Origin of the sequence: Rhodococcus sp. 21391 (genome assembly GCF_016772255.1) — a bacterium.
In the GTDB taxonomy this organism is placed as follows: domain Bacteria; phylum Actinomycetota; class Actinomycetes; order Mycobacteriales; family Mycobacteriaceae; genus Rhodococcus_F; species Rhodococcus_F opacus.
Genome location: NZ_CP063782.1, coordinates 1,290,735 through 1,307,841 on the forward strand (window position 1 = coordinate 1,290,735; position 17,107 = coordinate 1,307,841).

General features: G+C 62.6%; 17 protein-coding genes and 2 pseudogenes. 9 read left to right on the top strand and 10 right to left on the bottom strand.

Features of this window, described 5'->3' with window-relative positions:
• The first annotated feature begins 120 nt into the window (after positions 1–120).
• Positions 121–795: a TetR/AcrR family transcriptional regulator gene (locus GO592_RS40770; RefSeq protein WP_050787680.1), complete on the top strand. Its 675-nt coding sequence runs from the start codon at positions 121–123 to the stop codon at positions 793–795.
• A gap of 143 nt (positions 796–938) precedes the next feature.
• Here the strand turns inward: GO592_RS40770 and GO592_RS40775 are convergent, their stop codons facing one another.
• The 4 genes from GO592_RS40775 to GO592_RS40790 all read right to left on the bottom strand — a co-directional run bounded on the left by GO592_RS40775 (position 939) and on the right by GO592_RS40790 (position 4,570).
• Complete coding sequence (locus GO592_RS40775; protein ID WP_011600063.1) at positions 939–1,808, bottom strand: mycofactocin-coupled SDR family oxidoreductase; 870 nt, start codon at positions 1,806–1,808, stop codon at positions 939–941.
• Between the two features lie 177 nt (positions 1,809–1,985).
• Positions 1,986–2,450, bottom strand: coding sequence for a hypothetical protein (locus GO592_RS40780; protein WP_237737268.1), 465 nt, complete (start codon positions 2,448–2,450; stop codon positions 1,986–1,988).
• 2 nt (positions 2,451–2,452) lie between these two features.
• A complete protein-coding gene (locus tag GO592_RS40785) occupies positions 2,453–3,958 on the bottom strand; it encodes a CoA-acylating methylmalonate-semialdehyde dehydrogenase (RefSeq protein ID WP_081437608.1) in 1,506 nt (501 codons plus the stop codon).
• Between the two features lie 48 nt (positions 3,959–4,006).
• Positions 4,007–4,570: a cupin domain-containing protein gene (locus tag GO592_RS40790; RefSeq protein WP_050787647.1), complete on the bottom strand. Its 564-nt coding sequence runs from the start codon at positions 4,568–4,570 to the stop codon at positions 4,007–4,009.
• Between the two features lie 346 nt (positions 4,571–4,916).
• Between GO592_RS40790 and GO592_RS40795 the strand changes: the two genes are divergently transcribed.
• A complete protein-coding gene (locus GO592_RS40795) occupies positions 4,917–5,855 on the top strand; it encodes an alpha/beta hydrolase (protein WP_041813603.1) in 939 nt (312 codons plus the stop codon).
• Between the two features lie 216 nt (positions 5,856–6,071).
• Here the strand turns inward: GO592_RS40795 and GO592_RS40805 are convergent.
• The 3 genes and pseudogenes from GO592_RS40805 to GO592_RS40815 form a co-directional block, all read right to left on the bottom strand.
• Positions 6,072–6,609, bottom strand: a pseudogene (locus GO592_RS40805) (IS1380 family transposase); the annotation flags it as partial.
• Positions 6,610–6,844: 235 nt separating this feature from the next.
• Positions 6,845–7,306 carry a DUF3237 domain-containing protein gene (locus GO592_RS40810; RefSeq protein WP_011600057.1) on the bottom strand — a complete coding sequence of 154 codons (462 nt, stop codon included), beginning with the start codon at positions 7,304–7,306 and terminating at the stop codon, positions 6,845–6,847.
• Positions 7,303–7,785: a nuclear transport factor 2 family protein gene (locus GO592_RS40815; RefSeq protein WP_193384960.1), complete on the bottom strand. Its 483-nt coding sequence runs from the start codon at positions 7,783–7,785 to the stop codon at positions 7,303–7,305. Before GO592_RS40815 ends, GO592_RS40810 begins: the two co-directional genes overlap by 4 nt.
• Positions 7,786–8,071: 286 nt before the next feature.
• On the opposite strand from GO592_RS40815, the gene GO592_RS40820 reads away from it, so the two are divergent.
• Together GO592_RS40820 and GO592_RS40825 are read left to right on the top strand one after the other, a co-directional pair.
• Positions 8,072–9,106 carry an NADP-dependent oxidoreductase gene (locus GO592_RS40820; RefSeq protein ID WP_011600055.1) on the top strand — a complete coding sequence of 345 codons (1,035 nt, stop codon included), beginning with the start codon at positions 8,072–8,074 and terminating at the stop codon, positions 9,104–9,106.
• A gap of 271 nt (positions 9,107–9,377) precedes the next feature.
• Positions 9,378–9,716, top strand: coding sequence for a hypothetical protein (locus tag GO592_RS40825; RefSeq protein ID WP_237727101.1), 339 nt, complete (start codon positions 9,378–9,380; stop codon positions 9,714–9,716).
• Between the two features lie 118 nt (positions 9,717–9,834).
• Here GO592_RS40825 and GO592_RS40830 read toward each other — a convergent pair whose 3' ends face one another.
• Positions 9,835–10,533, bottom strand: a complete 699-nt coding sequence (locus GO592_RS40830) for an IS6 family transposase (protein WP_148228566.1) — start codon at positions 10,531–10,533, stop codon at positions 9,835–9,837.
• Between the two features lie 51 nt (positions 10,534–10,584).
• Between GO592_RS40830 and GO592_RS40835 the strand changes: the two genes are divergently transcribed.
• Together GO592_RS40835 and GO592_RS40840 are read left to right on the top strand one after the other, a co-directional pair.
• Positions 10,585–11,760 carry a phytoene desaturase family protein gene (locus GO592_RS40835; protein ID WP_237737269.1) on the top strand — a complete coding sequence of 392 codons (1,176 nt, stop codon included), beginning with the start codon at positions 10,585–10,587 and terminating at the stop codon, positions 11,758–11,760.
• Positions 11,757–13,091: a PucR family transcriptional regulator gene (locus tag GO592_RS40840; protein WP_011599128.1), complete on the top strand. Its 1,335-nt coding sequence runs from the start codon at positions 11,757–11,759 to the stop codon at positions 13,089–13,091. Before GO592_RS40835 ends, GO592_RS40840 begins: the two co-directional genes overlap by 4 nt.
• 151 nt (positions 13,092–13,242) lie before the next feature.
• Here the strand turns inward: GO592_RS40840 and GO592_RS40845 are convergent.
• Positions 13,243–13,942 (bottom strand): annotated as a pseudogene (locus GO592_RS40845) (IS1380 family transposase); the annotation flags it as partial.
• 705 nt (positions 13,943–14,647) lie between these two features.
• Between GO592_RS40845 and GO592_RS40850 the strand changes: the two are divergent.
• On the top strand, positions 14,648–14,953 hold the full coding sequence (locus GO592_RS40850; RefSeq protein WP_007295561.1) for a hypothetical protein: 306 nt from the start codon (positions 14,648–14,650) through the stop codon (positions 14,951–14,953).
• A gap of 444 nt (positions 14,954–15,397) precedes the next feature.
• On the opposite strand, the gene GO592_RS45430 is transcribed toward GO592_RS40850, so the two are convergent.
• Positions 15,398–15,652, bottom strand: coding sequence for a hypothetical protein (locus GO592_RS45430; protein ID WP_237720323.1), 255 nt, complete (start codon positions 15,650–15,652; stop codon positions 15,398–15,400).
• Positions 15,653–15,665: 13 nt separating this feature from the next.
• On the opposite strand from GO592_RS45430, the gene GO592_RS45435 reads away from it, so the two are divergent.
• Together GO592_RS45435 and GO592_RS40860 are read left to right on the top strand one after the other, a co-directional pair.
• A complete protein-coding gene (locus GO592_RS45435; RefSeq protein ID WP_237720324.1) occupies positions 15,666–15,860 on the top strand; it encodes an excalibur calcium-binding domain-containing protein in 195 nt (64 codons plus the stop codon).
• Between the two features lie 626 nt (positions 15,861–16,486).
• Positions 16,487–17,062 carry a TerD family protein gene (locus GO592_RS40860; protein WP_007295564.1) on the top strand — a complete coding sequence of 192 codons (576 nt, stop codon included), beginning with the start codon at positions 16,487–16,489 and terminating at the stop codon, positions 17,060–17,062.
• Positions 17,063–17,107 lie beyond the last annotated feature (45 nt).

Here is a 17,107-nt window from a genome sequence, read left to right on the forward strand (position 1 = left end):
AGTTCTACCGAACTGCCGTGCAATCCGAGAGGCCATCTCGGGCGATGCAGCATGGAAAATCGTGGACGGTCACCGCACCCCCGGCTACATATGCAGGTTGAACTAGCCTACTCTGTAGGCATGGCGACTTCGTTCTCAAACGGTCTCAACGGATCCGAACCCCGGACTGGTAGGCGCAATCTCAAGGGTGACAGGCGCGAGCAAGCAATCCTCGAGGGCGCATATGAGATTCTGCGCACCGAGCCGTTGCGGAACGTTTCGATTGATGACCTTGCCAAGAGAGCGGGTTTGTCGCGTTCATCCTTCTATTTCTATTTCGAATCTAAATGGCAGGTTCTTTCGGCGCTTCTATCGAGTGTGACGGCCGATGTGTTCACTGCATCAGCAATGATCTTCGAGCGACCTCCCGGGATTTCTCCTGAGGCTGCAATCGAGCATGCAGTGTCGGAGGTCATGGTCGTGTGGGAGCGGCATGGACACGTCCTGCGCGAGGTCGGTGATGCAGCGGCGGCCGAACCCACTTTGGGGGCCCAGTGGGACAAAATACTGGGTCGTTTTGTCGATGCGGCGGCCGCTGCGATCGAGCGCGACAGAGCTGCGGGTGTGGCTCTTGATGGACCACCGGCTCGTTCACTGGCGGCAGCGCTCATTTGGATGGGCGAACGGAACCTGGGACTTATGAGCATGCGAAGCGAGAATGCAATTCGCACCGAAGACATGGTGGAGACGGTCACCACAGTGTGGCTTAGAACGGTATTCGGTTTGGAATGGAGAGGCCGCTCGAAGAGCGATTAGTTTGGGTCGTTCAGAGCAATCGCAGCGAACTGGTTAAAAAAACCGGTTCGCTGCGATCGATTTGTTCTATTCAGCTTTGTCGCGCATGGAAAATGCGGACTTCAGGAAGTGGGTTCTCTTCCAGTCGAAGATAGGTCGAGTTGTCACTGTGGTTGATCGGCGGCCATCTTTGCCATGTTCAGTCCCGGCATCAGCATATGGCCACCATCAACGTGCATCTCGAGTCCGGTTGTCCATCGAGACTCGTCGGACGCAAGCCACAGCACCGCTTCGCTCATGGCGCGTGGTGGCAGCAACCCGACATCGCGAAGGGCAGACCAGTACTTCGCGCCTTCGAGGTCTTCTTTCACACCCTGACCGGGGCCTTTACCTGCACAGAGATCATACCCGCCCTGCCAGTCGAGGGCTGGAGTATCAGTCGGCCCCGGGAGCAAGATATTGACTCGAATTCCGTACTGACCGAACTCGAGCGCAGCGCTTTTCGCCAGCCCGATTACGCCGTGCTTCGACGCGACATAGTGGGCGTAATGGGGTGACCCTTCTACGCCGTTGCCGGAAGAGGTCACGATGATCGAGCCGCCGCCCCGTTCCGTGATCGCCGGCGACACTGCCTTCAAGGTGCGCCACACTCCGGTGATGTTGACGTCCAGAACAGCTGTGAATTCGTCTTCAGGAATGTCGTGGAACGGGTGTACGGTCCAGATCCCGGCGTTGGCGACCGCAACGTCCAGACCACCGAATGCCTTTACGCCGTCAGCAACCAGTTTGTCGAGCGACGACTGCTTCCGGACATCTCCCTCGTGTGCAATGATTCGTCGTCCCAGTGCTTCGACCTCTTTGACAGTGATCTGGAGGTCATCAGATGATCCGGTCGGATACGGGAGTCCGGTGTCCGGCGGACAGTCGATGGCGAGGATATTGGCGCCCTCCTCAGCGAGCCGGATTGCGTGTGCCCGTCCCATTCCACGTGCCGCACCCGTTACCAGGGCGACCTTTCCGTCCATGCGTCCCATTGGTCTCTCCTCTTGTGAGTGTGCATCGGATTGGTTGTGCATCCCGGTGATCGGCGTACCGGGTACCGGGTGACCACTTGTGTTCGTTGACTTGCCTAATGGCGGTGCAGTTCTGGCCCCGGTTTCTCCCCCACATTCACAAATGGTGGAGACCGTCGGGAGGCAACGTTGGCAGCGCTACGGTGTGCTTTCCGTCGGGGTGATGAGCTGTAGCAGTATGTCGATTCCAGGTGGCTCGGTCCATACATGCTCTGAGTCGGCGATGCGGAAAGGAGCTCCGATCGGGTCCGGTCGTCCGGGCCCGCGGATCGTGCATCCAGCGAGATCGAGCTCGCTCGCGTTTCCGTCGAACCGCAACGCAATGTGGTCGAGCTTTGCCGAGGCTCCACCCAGCGCGAGATCGCGAACGTCCGGATCGTCGATGGTGTATAGCTCGACATTGGCCGACGCTATCGCGAGAAACGTCGCGCGGATGGCGAGAGAGGGGGCCTCGAAAGTGTGCGCGATGCTGACGTTGAATCTGCTCTGCCAACGTGTGGTGGCCAACTCGAGGTCGCGGACGAGTATCCCCACATGATCCAGCCGCGGAGTGCCCTCTTCCCGAGCATCTTCGGAAGGCGAGGATGGGGAGAGATCGATCATCGTCATTGATTCCTCGCGGCGACGAAATGCGGGGACACGCCCATTCGGGGTTCAGTCCAACGTTGGGTGACCACCTTGGACTTGGTGTAGAAGCGATAGGCATCGTAGTTGAGTCCGTCATCGCCGAACCGCGAGTCACCCCAACCTCCGAATCCGAACCAAGAGATCGGAACTGGAATGGGAACGTTGATCCCGACGCTTCCGGCCTGGACGCTGTGAACGAATCGGCGACCGGCCACTCCACTTGCGGTGAAGATGGTCGCACCATTGCCATATGGGCTGGCGTTCACGATGCGAAGTGCTTCGTCGAGATCATCGACGCGGACCACACTCAGAATCGGTCCGAACACCTCCTTCTGATAGAGGTCGCTGTCGACGCTTACGTTGTCGACCAAGCTCGGGCCGATAAAATAGCCGGCTTCGGACGCTATGTTGACACGGCCGTCTACAACGACGTTTGCGCCTTGGCTAGGTGCCGCCTCCAACGCACCTCTGACTCGTTCGATGGCGACCTCTGAGATGAGCGGGCCCATGTCGGTGCCTTCGTCATTCCCCGGTCCGGTACGGAAGGCGGTGGCCCGCTCCGCGGTCTTGGCAACTAGCTCGTCCGCGATTTCCCCGACCGCTACCGCGATGGGCACGGCCATGCATCGCTGACCGGCGGCGCCGTATGCAGCCGACGCCAGTGCGTCCGCTGCTGCGTCCAGGTCGGCGTCAGGCATGACGACCATATGGTTGTTCGCTCCACCCAGTGCCTGCACCTTCTTGCCGGCAGCGGCGGAACGGCTGTAGATCTCACGCGCAACCGGGGTCGAGCCCACAAAGGAAATGGCAGCGACGTCCGGGTGGTCGATCAGCGCGTTCACCGTGTCAACGCCACCGTGCACGACGTTGAAGACACCGTCGGGTAGCTCGGCTTCGGCGAGCAGTTGCGCCAGCCGCACCGAGGCGGATGGCACTCTCTCGCTTGGTTTGAGCACGAACGAGTTACCGCAGGCGATCGCGGCCGCGAACATTGACACCGGCACCATGATGGGGAAGTTGAATGGGGTGATACCAGCACACACTCCGAGCGGCTGGCGGAACGAGTATGTGTCAACTCCCCTGGAGACCTGTTCTGCGTACTCACCTTTGAGGTGCTGCACTACAGATATCGCAACTTCGACAGCCTCGACAGAACGGGCGACCTCCCCTCTCGCGTCTGCGAGGGTTTTCCCCTGCTCCGAGGTGATGATCGATGCAAGCTCGTCACTGTGCTCGAGCATCAGGGCGCGGAAGCGGTGCAGAGTCGTCGCGCGGACGGGGGCCGGGGTCGAAGCCCAGGCCCCCGCAGCGCTTCGGGCGCTGGTCACAGCCGTGTCGACGACAGCAGCGTCGCCCAGCTCAACAAGCCTCAGTACGTGACCCGTGGCTGGATCGACAACCTCCGACCTCCGCCCGTTCGTCGAGCCGGAGGGGGCGCCAGCGATCCAGTGCGGCACCGTTGCAAGATGGACATCGTTTGTAATCACAGAAACTCCATAGTCACGAAGAGGCGAGTTGATGATGTGGGCCGCTTAAGCTTTGGCGTCCCGGGGGTGCGGCAACTCGGGGAACATCTCCAAGCCATAGTTCGTCTTGAGATTCTCCACCTCTGCGGCTAGCTGCTCCGGAGTGCGCAATTCGCGATCGCGCGCTTCGTAGAAGTACTTGTCGATGCCGCCGCCGGGCTCGAATCCGCTGCTGTCGGGGCCCGGAACGAAGATCACGAGGATCCGCGCCTCTTCTCCGACGACCTCGTAAGTATGCCGCTGATCCTTGCGCCCCCAAACGAATTGACCCGCGCCGGCATTGTAGGACCCGTCTTCGGTGTGGATCTTGATTTCACCGTCCATCACGAAGAAGCCTTCCTCTTCGCGGTGATGGATGTGCCAGACCGGCTCGGTTCCGCGAACCCAGTTGGTCTCGATGATGATCAGCTGGCCATTGGTGCTTTCACCGGTCGCATGAATCCAGAAATCTACACCGGTCATGAAGTCGCCGGTCATGTTGAAATGCACATCGCTGCGGTGGGAGACGTAGCTCTCCCCGTCTCGGTTTGTCGTCGGCTGAATCTGGTCGACATCGGACTTCGTGACCATGAGGGCCCCTTTTTCGTTGCTTGCCGTGGTGATGAGTGACGTCACGGCTCGGACATTTTTGAGACTAGACTCACAGTCGATAAGAGTCAACACTCTGTCGGATTTCGACAAATCTGCAGTTCAAAGGGATAATCCGGGTGCAGGCCGACGCGCGGCCAGGCCACTGGTGCGCGCATAATCGACATAACGTTGACGAGGACCAACACTAAGTGCAAAGTTGGAACACCGACGTGCGACCCGACTAGTCGACGGTCGTACGCCCCTGACAGCAGCAATGGAGGAGACGACTGGTGAGTCCGCTACGAAAGCGCATAGGTGCCGCGACGAAGATCCGTGCAGGCCATTCATGAGCGATCTGCACCCTCAGGTACTCGAGTTGCTGGCGTCCCTGTCAACGAATCCACCGGCGCAGCCGTGGGAAGTGTCCATCACCGCGTACAGGGCGGTCGGCGAGAAATTGATCGGGTTGGCAGGTGATCTCAATCCACATTGCGACGTGAGGGACTTAGAGATTCCCCTTCGCGGGAGGGTCCTCAATGCCCGGAGTTACTCTCCCAAAGGCACAACCGGGGCAGCGCCGTGTGTCGTGTACTTCCACGGTGGCGGTTTCGTCAGGGGCAGCCTGGACTCTCATGACCGACTGTGTCGCGAGTTGAGCGTCCAGGGCGCTCTCCGCGTGATCTCGGTGGCGTACCGCCTTGCGCCCGAAAATACCTATCCGAGCGCTCACGCCGATGCGATCGAGTCGTTCTGCTGGGTGGCCGATCATTCTGATGAACTGAGAATTGACGGCGAAGCACTGGCGGTTGCTGGAGACTCCTCTGGGGGAATGCTCGCAGCGGCGACCGCAGCGACTCTCAACGCACGTACAGACGGTGCGTCGGTCAAGGCGCAGGGACTTCTGTGCCCAGTGCTAGATCTGACCTTGAGCAGTGACTCCGTGAACAGATACGGATCGGCGCCTCTTCTTTCGCGTGCCGCACTCGAATGGTGTATCGATCAATACGTGCCCAACGTGTGGCTTCGAAAGTCACCGGAAGTCTCGCCGTTGTTCAGAGTGAATCTGAACAACGCCCCGCCTGCGCTCATCATCAACGCAGAGATCGATCCAGTCTCAGATGATGCCAGTCGATATGCCTCTAAATTGCGCGCTTCGGGCGTTGCAGTCGTCCATCGCGAGCATGCGGGCATGCCTCATAGCTTCTTTCTACTAGCCGGCGCGGTTGACGAGGGCGAGCGTGCTATTACTGGCTTCGCGGAGGGGTTGTCGAGGTTGCTGCGCTAGATGGGTCGAGCAATTAGGTACGCCGTCATCACTCATCACAGAGGCTCGGTTTCGCTTAAGCCTGAATCCGTAGATGCGTGATTTCGGTGATTTCCGGATCGAATTTGTTGATGTCGTCGGCGAGTTCTTGTTGGTGGGCGCGGCTGATCTGCTGACCTGGTTGTCAGCTCATCCACGTCGTTCCTTGGTCGAGGCCGGGGCAGCCGCGGTGTCCGGTCAGGCCACTTCCGATAGTTCGTATCCGATGACGTTGCGCCAAAGCATTTTGCATTGGTCCTGCCGTGGCCAGTGGATGGTCAGGTGAAGTACTGGTTTGCGTGCTGGTCTGGCGAATCGGACGGGGACGTTGACCGTGCTGGTCTGGCGAATCGGACGGGGACGTTGACCAGGTGTCGGCGCACGTGGCACCACGGGCAACGGCGTGACTTCCTCCGCAGAGGGTGCCCGCGGCGCGCAGCAAGTTGTGCGTGATCGCTGCGCAGAGCACCCAGGCACTGTTCGCGCCGAAACGCCCGGAAGGAACGTGCGCGAGTGGCCCGTCGATCAGATCCGCGAACACCGTTTCCACGATCGCGTGGTTGCGATGGACGATGTCGGCGTCGACGATCGGCAGGTCGGAATTGGTGAAGAACGGGTGATAGCGCCACACCGGGAACATCGCATCCGGGTAATTGACGTCCTTGACCCGGTGCACGATCAGGCGGGCGGTGACCCGGTAGCGGCCGGAGAACGCGGTGTACTCGACCTCGGCGACTCACAGTGCCTTTCCGTACGTGGACAATCGTGACCTGAGAATCTTGATTGTCTCACTGAGGGAGGCGCTTTCGTCATTCACGCGCCGTCAAACCCGCTACAACCTCCATGGATTCAGGCTAAGTGCGAGGCTTACTTGGCGGTCTATGCCACGCTTTCCAATTTCGCCCGTAAGCGGCGGGCCGCACCTCACACTTTCATGTGATGTGCGGCCCGCGGCTGCAGTCCCGTTCGTCCTACTGCAGGGCTACGCGAAAGACCTGAAACTCGATGACGGGTCCGGGGGTAATTCGCCCCTGTCCCACGAAGATGGTCTGGTTGACCCAGCCGTACCTGGCGTCCCCGCACTCAAGGCGGGGAGTAGTGACAAAGTAGTGGTCGCCAAAGTTCGTGCTCGAGTCCCCGCCGGTCAAGGCGGATGCAGCGGCTTCGGTCACCTCAACCAGGCCCTGGTAGCTCATGTAGATGACGGCACCATCGTCGGTATTGAACTGAGCGCGCACATCCAGCCGCCCGAATCCGTCATCTCCAGCCAGGAGCCAGTCACCGCCGCCGATAGCTGCTGTACCGCTCAGTCGATCACCCTTTACGGTGCCGCCGGTAACGGGGAGGACCTGCCGCACGCCGTACGGCCCAGGACCGACGACCTGCGGCTCAGCGAGTTCTGCGGTGTACGAAAATTCCGGGATGAGCTTCACTTGCTTACCTCCAGGCCTGCGGCTGCCATCACCTGGGACATACCCTCCGCAATGACTTCGACGCCGAAGGCTTGTTCGACGATATTTGGATCGAAGTACTCGCGAATCAAGACCACCTTGCCGCCTCTGATTCGCATGTGTGTGCAGTACGTGTTCGCGTACACGTTTCCGTTCTGCGTCACGGTCGCCTTCCCGTGTAGCTCGAGCACAAACAGCTCGGGATCTGTCGTGTCGTGCACAACCAACGAGTCGATCTTCAGGTCGGGCACGGACTTGAAGAACCAGTCGATGAAGTGGCCGATGAGTTGGCGGCCGGGGACCGTCTTCGCGAGCGGCTCAGGGGCGAACGGCATCTCCCACACCGCATCTTCGGCGAACCAGTCTTTCCAAGCCGCCAGCTCTTTCCCGGTCGGTGGCCCGCTATCAAGGTCTCCCCAAAAACCATCCACTACCTTGCGATTCTCTGCTTGTGTACTCACAGTCGCCTCCTTGGTGGGCTCTGGCGGCGACTGATACGCCAGCCGCCGTAGCATCAAAGAATGCCCGTCCTGTCGGTGATAGTCAACAGTGTGTCGACACCAATCTGCGGCAGCCGCACCGATTCTTCGCCGCAATGTTTGGACAGTGTGTTGATTATCGCCGACTGTGAGTCTAATCTCAGGGTGGTCGGCCAGGATCGGCTGGACAGGGTGCCCGCGAAGCCGCATTCCGGCGGGCTCGAGAGGCATTCCGCTGTGGCATTTATGCGCCCCTTAAGGAGATGTGATGAGTACTTTGACCAACCGGCTCTACCGATTGCGGAGTCGTCCGGAGGGGGAAGTAACCGCCGACAATCTTGAATGGTTGGAAGAGCCGGTTGCCGAGATCCTGGATGGGCAGGCGCTTATTCGAACGCACTACTTGTCGGTCGATCCCACGAATCGTGTGTGGATGAGTGCGATGCGTTCCTATATCCCTCCGGTCGAATTGAACGCCGTCATGCGCGGGGCCGGTGTGGGGCGGGTCGTCGCCAGCCGACGGGACGATCTTCCTGTCGGATCGTTTGTTGTGGGATTGACGGGCTGGCAGGACTATTGCGTCGCTGATGCAGCGAGTGAAGACATGTCATTCACAGTCCTACCCGATCCTCTACCGGCCCCTCTCCCCGCGTTCGTTGGGGTCCTGGGCCATACCGGAATATCGGCGTACCTCGGCGTTGAGTTCGGCGATCCTAGACCGGGAGAGACTGTCTTTGTATCCGCCGCGGCCGGAGCCGTGGGCTCCATTGCGGGTCAGCTCGCAAAGCAGCGGGGGGCCCGAGTGGTCGGTATCGCAGGTGGCGCCGAGAAATGTCGATATCTGGTAGAAGAGTTGGGGTTTGACGCGTGTATTGACCGACATGCTGGTGACTGGCAGAAGCAACTCGACGACGCCACACCTGAAGGTATCGACGTGGACTTCGAAAATGTTGGCGGCGAGATCATGGACCACGTTTTCGGCCGACTAAATATTGGGGCGCGAATCACGCTCTGCGGGCTGGTTTCCGAGTACAACGACTACAATGGAGATAACGCCCAACGCGGCCTACGTAATGTCAGTCAGCTGCTTATGCAACGCGCTACTCTACGAGGATTCATCGTTTTCGATCACGTGGATCGGTACGCAGAGATCATCGGACAGCTGTCGCAGGCTCTCAGCGCCGGCACCCTGCACTCCGCGGAGACCGTGGTCGACGGTCTCGAGCATGCGAGACATACTCTCAACCGCAGTCTCGCCGGCGAGAACCGAGGGAAGGTCGTGGTCAAGGTGATCACCGAGTGACCGAACGACGGTAGATGGCTGGGGCTCCCAGTCAAGTCGCGCCAGGATCACCTCACCCTCATCGACTTGTCTGGCGATGTCCTGCTCGGCTGGCGGTAGAGCACTCGCGCGCCCCCAGCCGCTTGCACCAGTCCTCCTGGAACGCATTCCACTTCCTCTTCTCGGCGGACGCCGCAAATCACGCATCGGTCGCGCCGACCCGCCGGCTAGGCCACGGTCACCACCATTCTCGAACTTAACGCCGACCGAGATCGACACCACGGAGAACCAAATGGATACCTACGACCACGCGTTGTTGGACTTCGCCCTACGGTGGAGCGCCTATGGTGGCGGTGACTATTACATCTTCACTGAGTTCGGAATACCCCCCAAAATATTCTACCAACGTGTGCTGTGGATGGTGGAAAAGCGGCTCGCCTCCGGCCTCGACCTGACCATGAGACAGCAACTTCGGGAACACTGCCTCGCGAAGTTGACTTCGTTTCAAGAACCGCACTATACAAGCCGACGCAGCAGCATCGTGGAGAACTGGCCGCCTGGCGGCCGCACCGAATGGCGCTCACCGCAACCGCACGCATCGGCACACCCAGAAGCCCCAATCAACCCGTGACTGCGCGCGCCGGCTTCAGCGACTACCTCACGCGGGGCACTGTCACGTTAGTCGAAACGCTCAGCAGTGAAGCCTACTTGGGACAGGCTTTTGCGGGACACCTTCGGGCCGTTCACTTTCAGGTGCCGGAATCGGTCGCGGTGACGTGCTGCCAGACCGCGAAGCGGTCGGTCATCTCGGTACGCCATTCGGGCGCCGAGAGTCTGTGCCGGTTGGGCCGGAAATGCGGTGAGATGCCCGAGAAGGCGGACAGGAATCGTTGCGCATGCGCGGGCGATTTGAAGCGCTTCATCGCACGTTCTCGCTGCCTGGTGGGTTGATGTGAGTTCTCGGCTCGATTGTTCAAATACTTCGACCGGCGATGCTCGACCGAGGCCAGCATCTCGCGGTGCACCACCTGGTAGCTGGCGAGCTTGTCGGTAATGATCACCCGCGGCACGTACCGCAGCCCCTTGAGCAGCTTGCGGAAGAACTTTTTGGCTGCCTTCGCGTTTCGGCGGGACTGGACCAGCACGTCGAGTACGTTGCCGCCTTGGTCGACCGCCCGCCACAAGTAGTGCAGTTTGCCGTTGATTCGGATGAAGACCTCGTCGAGGTGCCATTTGTCACCGGGCCGAGCCCGCCGCCGGCGCAGCTGATTGGCGTAGGCCTGCCCGAACTTGGCGCACCACCGCCGGATCGTCTCGTAGCTGACCGCGATACCGCGTTCGAGCATCATCTCCTCGACCTCACGGAAGCTGAGCGGGAACCGGAAATACAACCACACGCACTGGTTGATGATCTCGACCGGGTAACGGTGGCCTTTGTACGATGGCATTGGGGTGGTCACGCCACATTCTCCCAGTTTGCCGCGTTCAACAACGTGACAGTGCCGCCCGAGGTCCAGTACGCGCACCCGCTCCACGGCGGGCGGGGGGCCGCGGTGGTGCGGTCCGTCGAAGAGACCGCCGCGGGGCTCGGCGGTGACGGTTCCTCGTACCGCCGGATGTTCGGCCCCCTCTCCGCGCATTTCCACGACATCGTGGGCGAATTCCTCCAACCGATGGTGCACGTGCCCCGCCACCCCTTCGCCCTGGGCTGGTTCGGTGTGCATGCAGCGTTGCCGGCCACCGTGCTCGCGCGGCGCTGGCGGACCGATGGGGCGCGGGCCCTGTTCGGCGGGGTGGCAGCGCACGCGTTTCGGCCGTTCGGTTCGGTGATGTCGTCGGCGATCGGCGTGGCGCTGGGGACCGCGGCGCACCGCTACGGTTGGCCGGTCGCGCGCGGGGGCTCGGCTGCGATCTCGCGGGCGATGGTCTCGGCGCTCGAGTCGTACGGCGGACGGGTGGAGACCGGAGCCCTGGTGCGCGACCACCGCGAGCTGGGCCGGCCCGACATCCTCATGCTCAACACCGCGCCCGCCGCAGCTGCATCGGTGTTGGGCTCTGCGCAGCCCCCGCGGATCGCCCGCGCCTACAGCCGGTTCCGGCACGGGCCCGGCGCGTTCCAGGTGTCGTATGCCGTCGAGGGCGGCATCCCATGGGAGTACGAACCCTCCCGGCGTGCGGGGACCGTGCACGTGGGCGGGAACTTCGAAGAGATCGCCGCCGCCGAACGCGACGTGGTGCGCGGCGTGATGCCCGATCGGCCATTCGTGTTGGTGGGGCAGCAGTCCGTCGCGGACACTGGGCGTGCATCGGACGGGGTGCATCCCGTCGACGTCTACGCCCACGTGCCGTCGGGTTGGAGCGGAGACGCCACCGAGATCATCACCGCGCAGATCGAGCGGTACGCTCCGGGCTTCCGAGCGCGGATCCTGTCGACGCGTTCGCGGTCGGTGGCGCAGATCGAGCAAGCCAATCCCAACTACGTGGGCGGCGACATTATCACCGGTGCGAATACGGCCCGGCAGTTGGTGTTCCGTCCGCGCGTGACTCTGCAGCCGTATGCCACCGGCGTCCCCGGCGCCTACCTCTGCTCGGCCGCCGCCCCACCCGGAGCAGGCGCGCACGGCATGGCCGGCTGGAACGCCGCCCGCGCCGCGCTGGCAGACCTGGCGCGATGACTGAGTCTTGGAGCCTTCCAGGCAAGCTCAGCGTGGATCCGCAGAATCTCGAGCGGCTCCGTGAACTCACCAGGAAGATCGGGGAGCGCCTCCAGCGAGAGACCGATGCGATCAGTCACGGGATGACCGCCGAGATCGCGGCTGCGGTCGGTGAGCTCGACGACCGGGCGATGCGTGACGCTCTCCACTCCAGCGTCACGGACAATGTCGAGGTCATGATCGATCAGCTTGCGCACTCCAAAGAGGTGTCCGACCTGCCTTCGTTGCCGCATGCGCACCGGTACGCCGAGGAGCTCGCGCGGCAGGACGTTCCCGAGTCTTCATTGCGTCGTGCCTATCACGTGGGATCCCACTACTTGCTGGCTCGCATCTTCGACCAGGTGCAGGAGATTGACTGTCCGCCTCACGAGCAGCCGCCGCTCTACCGTCACCTGGCGGGCTGGCTGTACCAATACATCGACGCGATCACGCGCCAGGTGATTGCCACATATCAGGAGGAGCAGCGGTCCTCCCACGAGCGGGCTGCGCGCACCACTTTCACCTGGGTCAATCGTGTCCTCGAGGCCGAGGACGTGTCCCCTAGAGAGTTCTCCGCTGCCACCAAATACCGGCTCGACCAGGTACACGTGGCATGCCGAGTGTGGGTCGACGATCGCGCCGACCAGCCCGCGCATACCCCCGCGCTCGCCCCTCTCATCGACCAGGTCCGCGCGATGCTTGGAGGTCGCGACGATCCACTCGTGGTAGTGACCGGTCGGCGCGAGGCGGACGTGTGGTTTGGTGGCGTGCACCGCGTCGACACCCGTGCTTTTGACTCGGTGGTAGCTTCTGCAGGTGGGTCCCGCCTCGCATTCGGTTCACCTGGGTTCGGACCGGCCGGATTCCGCGCAAGCCGGTCCCAGGCGCACCAGGCGTCGCGGATCGCGCACGTCGCAAGTGACCCGACCGCGCGCGTGACCTCCTATGCGGACGAGGGGATCCCGGTGATCTCCCGACTCATCGACGACCTCCCCGCCACCCGCGCCTGGGTTCACGATGTGCTGGGGGAGTTGGCGGTCGACTCCGACGCCGCCGCTCGTCAGCGTGACACCGTACGCGTGTTCCTCGAGTCCGCGTTCAGCTACTCAGCGACGGCGTCGCAGCTCATGCTCCACCGCAACTCGATCCGCTACCGGCTGGAGAAAGCCTCGCTGCAACTGGGCCGCGGCGTCGCCGACAAGCCACTCGACACGCAACTCGCGCTGGCCCTGTGCCGCGTCCTCGGCTCAGTCGTACTCGTGCCCGAGAGCGGGCCCGGGACAGCCGGCGCATCATCTCCCGCGCGGGAATGAGAGCCACCGGCTATAGCGTTTCGGGTTGGGTGTTTCGGGCGTGGATTCGGTGCTCGGCAACGCGTGGTCGCCCGACGCGGTCGGGTGGTCGTCGGGGTCCAGGGCCGCGAAGGTTGATTTCCTTTCGTCTCGATCGTCGGATTGGTGCTGGTCAGTGGGGGTCGGGGATTGCGTTGAGACGGGCCAATGCGGATCAGCAAGTCGATCCAGGGTGCGTGGGCGGACAGCCGCAGGTGCACTTTTCGTGCGTGGCGGGCGATGCGGCCGGCGGTCGCGAACAGGCGTAGTCGTAGCCGTTTTGGCTCCCACCGACTGGCTTGGTCGTCGGTGAGCGCGAGCATCTGCATCCATGCAGTGACCTCGACGGCGAGGGCGACGAGGGCGAGCCAGATCCGATTCTGATCGAAACCGTGCAGCGGAAGGTTCTCGAGGCCGGTGTCTTTCAGGATGCGGATCCGGTCTTCGCAGCGTGCCCGGCGCCGGTGCCGCAGTTCCAGATCGGGCAATTGTCCACCTTCGGTGTTGGTGACGAACGCGGTCAACCGCAGCCCGTCACGGTCGGTGAAGCGCAGTTGTGCACCGGGGTGTGGGCGTTCTTTGCGGACCGTGACTCGCATCCCGTCGGGCCAGCCCGGCAGCTCGAGCAGACTGGTTACCTCCGTCACCCAGGCGCCGTCGCGGGGTTGCCCGTCGGCGTTGTAGGCGGGGATCCAAGCGTGTTCGGAAAGGGCGTCGATGGCGGTGACGATGGTGTCGGTGAGACCGAATCCGATCGAGTACGACAACTTCTGTGTGGTCAGGTAGTCGATGAGGGCATGGGTGCCGCCGGCCGCGTCGGTTCGGATCAGTACCATTCAGGTGAATGGCAGGCGGGCGCATACGAAGTCGTGCACGTGTAGACATCGATGGGACTGGGTCGACGCGCCTTCTGGTGCGTCGCAGTTCGACGTCCGGTGTGGCGGGGGGAGGCGATCATCCACGTCCACTGAACCGTCTAAGCTGCATCGGATCTCGGTGACGGCACCGGCAGTAATAGAGGAGTTCGTGGTGGCCACAAGGCGGAAGTTCGGTTGGGGGCTCGGGGCGGTTGCGGTGTTGGCACTGTTCGGCAGCTGCATCGACGAGGACTCCCGATCGGAGCGATCCGTCACTCAGGCCGCTACACCTTCGGCTCGCACGGCTACCGCCGCGCACGTTCCGGTGCCGCAGCGGCCTGAGTGGCGGGGATCGGTTCTCGAGTACGACGTGGCCGCAGGGTCCGGACCTGGTCTATTCATCGACGTGGACGGACAACGAACCCGTGTCGATCTCAGTCATGTCGGTGCGGTGAGTTGCGGCGGGTATGCATCGCTGGAGTCGAATCGTGCTGCGGTGTTGGGTCGGTTGGCGGAACTCGCGCCGATCGGCACCGGGGTGCGGGTTGTTCGTGCCACCTCGTCCGCTGGGGAAGCCTGACTCCCGGTGGGTACGTGTATCTGAGCGCGCCTGCGGACGGCACGTCGGAGATATCCACCACGACCACACCCGCCCCGACGACCACGCCCACAACGACGCGTGTGTCGTCCACGACATCCACCTCCTCCACCACCTCAACGACCGCCCCCGCGGCGGCTCAGTCCTCAACCGACTCCGATGTGCTCCTCAACGAGATACTGCTCGCCGAGGGGTTCGGCACACTCGACATGCCGGACATCAACCTTTCCGCTCTTGCCCCGATCCCCCTCGACCAGCAGCTCGCATCGGCCGAGAAATCCAACGCGGCGGCCACGAACGCTGCGCGCTGGACCAGAATGTTGACGGCATATCGGGCATGCGTGGGACACCCGCTCGGGGCTGCAAGCAGTGTGCCGCAACGACGATGACACAGCGATCGTGAAAGCGGATCAGAAGGCGGAACTACCGGTTGCGTGCCGGACCCGATGGCCGGCTCTACACCAGCGATGACGATCACTCGATGTACAAGTTCGACGAGAACGGGAACATTTACGTCGAGGCGCCCGCCTACACCAGCAGTGGCGGTGGCGGTGGCGGTGGCGGTGGTGGTGGTGGTGGCTTTTGCCGCCGTAGCCGTTGGTGCTGAGACCGCGCAGGGCGCGGGAGCGACGCGAACCGTTGCGGTGTCCCGACGAAGCCGCTGCGGTCATCGCGATCGGGCCCTCCGAGAGATCAGCCCGCCACCCTGGCGCACTCACCGTGACCGCACCGACACGACGGGACGGCGGCGGCTCGGCGACGCACGCCGTGAGAGCCCTCTCCCATCGGCGATGTATACCGGCTGACCGATACACATGATCCGGTTTGTCTGATTACATGCCCTGGGTGAAGAAGACGACCTTTGCGATCACCCTGATCGTCGGCGCTGTGCTCGTGACCGGATGCGGAAGCAGCAAGACCGAGTCCAGCACCACACCGACCACGACAGCGTCCGTTGCCCGAGTCGTCGACGCATCGAGTGCCAGACCGGCCACCACCTCACGACCGGCACCGACGACGACCACGGTTGCCGCTCCGGTCAGCACCTCACCGGCTGCCGTGCAGCCGGTCGCCCCGGTAGTTCCCACCACCACTATTGCCGTGGCGCCACCACCGGCGCCGGTCGTGATTCCGACGAGCCCGCCCGCGGCCCTCCCGCCCGTACCGAAATCGACGGTCAGCTACGGATCTTGCGATGAAGTGCGAGCCGCCGGCGCCGCCCCGATCTACAAGGGTGAGCCCGGATATTCGACGAAGCTCGACCGCGACAAGGACGGAATCGCCTGCGACAAGTGACACGTCGCGGAGCTTCCCTGAAACGTCGCCCGCGCTCGGCGCACTCGGCGGCACCCCGTGAGGACCGGACGCACACAGGACCGCAGTGTCAGGCTTGCATGCGCCAGCTGAGCTGATCCGCACCACCTCCGGTAATCCCACAGTCGGGCCGTCACGCCCCTGAGTGCCGTCGACCGGCCACCCGCGGATAAGTGCCGCTGATGTGGACGCCATCGCCGTCCATCACTGTTTCGGTCTTCGTGGGTGCCACCGTCGCCGTTCCGCTGCTCGGCGATATCTCAGGGTCCAGTTCACCCCAGACGAAACGGGGCACGCACGTGCCTCGGTGTGCAGATTGCCCGCCGACCGTGGATGCCCGCTGCGTGTCCGGCCGAGTCATTTACTGGGTATACAGACAGCGCGCACACCCTTCTGGTAGCACCAGAACCGACTCCAGTCGAGGTGCCGGGATCGCTCACTACTCAAGGCAGACAACCGTTCACGCGCCGCGCGAACCGGTTTGCACCGAAATCGCGCGTCCTCTCGCATGACCGAATCCCCACGATCTATGGTGAGCGTGCTCGAACATCTGCGGGGGTGGCACACATCTGTATGCATGCCCCTATCCCCTGTGTGAAAGGACCCCCATGGGCGTCACCCTTGCCAAAGGCGGCAACGTATCCCTCGACAAGCAGGCCCCGAACCTGACCGCGGTCGCGGTCGGATTGGGCTGGGACGCGCGATCGACCACCGGCCACGAATTCGACCTCGACGCCAGCGCTCTGGCAACGGGCGAGAACAAGAAGGTCCTGTCGGATCAGCACTTCGTGTTCTACAACAACCTGCGCTCCCCGGACGGGTCGATCCAGCACGAAGGGGACAACCTCACCGGCGAGGGCGACGGTGACGACGAGGTGATCAACGTCGACCTCAAGGCCGTGCCGCCGAACGTCACCAACATCTTCTTCCCCGTCTCCATCCATGAGGCAGAACTGCGTGGTCAGAACTTCGGGCAGGTCACCAACGCGTTCATCCGCGTCGTCGATCGCAGTACCGGCAACGAACTGGTCCGCTACGACCTGTCCGAGGACGCATCCAGCGAGACCGCGATGACCTTCGGTGAGCTCTACCGGCACAACGGGGAGTGGAAGTTCCGTGCCATCGGCCAGGGCTACGCGTCCGGGCTGTCCGGTATCGCCCGCGACTACGGCGTCAACATCTGACCCACCTCAGTGGGTCGGGGAGGGCCCGCACCACGCGTCCGCGCC

Coding starts and splice junctions, on each gene's coding strand:
- GO592_RS40860 (WP_007295564.1), top strand. CDS start 16,487: ATGGGCGTCACCCTTGCCAAAGGCGGCAACGTATCCCTCGACAAGCAG.
- GO592_RS40770 (WP_050787680.1), top strand. CDS start 121: ATGGCGACTTCGTTCTCAAACGGTCTCAACGGATCCGAACCCCGGACT.
- GO592_RS40780 (WP_237737268.1), bottom strand. CDS start 2,450: ATGATCGATCTCTCCCCATCCTCGCCTTCCGAAGATGCTCGGGAAGAG.
- GO592_RS40825 (WP_237727101.1), top strand. CDS start 9,378: ATGGATACCTACGACCACGCGTTGTTGGACTTCGCCCTACGGTGGAGC.
- GO592_RS40795 (WP_041813603.1), top strand. CDS start 4,917: ATGAGCGATCTGCACCCTCAGGTACTCGAGTTGCTGGCGTCCCTGTCA.
- GO592_RS40840 (WP_011599128.1), top strand. CDS start 11,757: ATGACTGAGTCTTGGAGCCTTCCAGGCAAGCTCAGCGTGGATCCGCAG.
- GO592_RS40830 (WP_148228566.1), bottom strand. CDS start 10,533: ATGCCATCGTACAAAGGCCACCGTTACCCGGTCGAGATCATCAACCAG.
- GO592_RS40775 (WP_011600063.1), bottom strand. CDS start 1,808: ATGGGACGCATGGACGGAAAGGTCGCCCTGGTAACGGGTGCGGCACGT.
- GO592_RS40790 (WP_050787647.1), bottom strand. CDS start 4,570: ATGGTCACGAAGTCCGATGTCGACCAGATTCAGCCGACGACAAACCGA.
- GO592_RS40820 (WP_011600055.1), top strand. CDS start 8,072: ATGAGTACTTTGACCAACCGGCTCTACCGATTGCGGAGTCGTCCGGAG.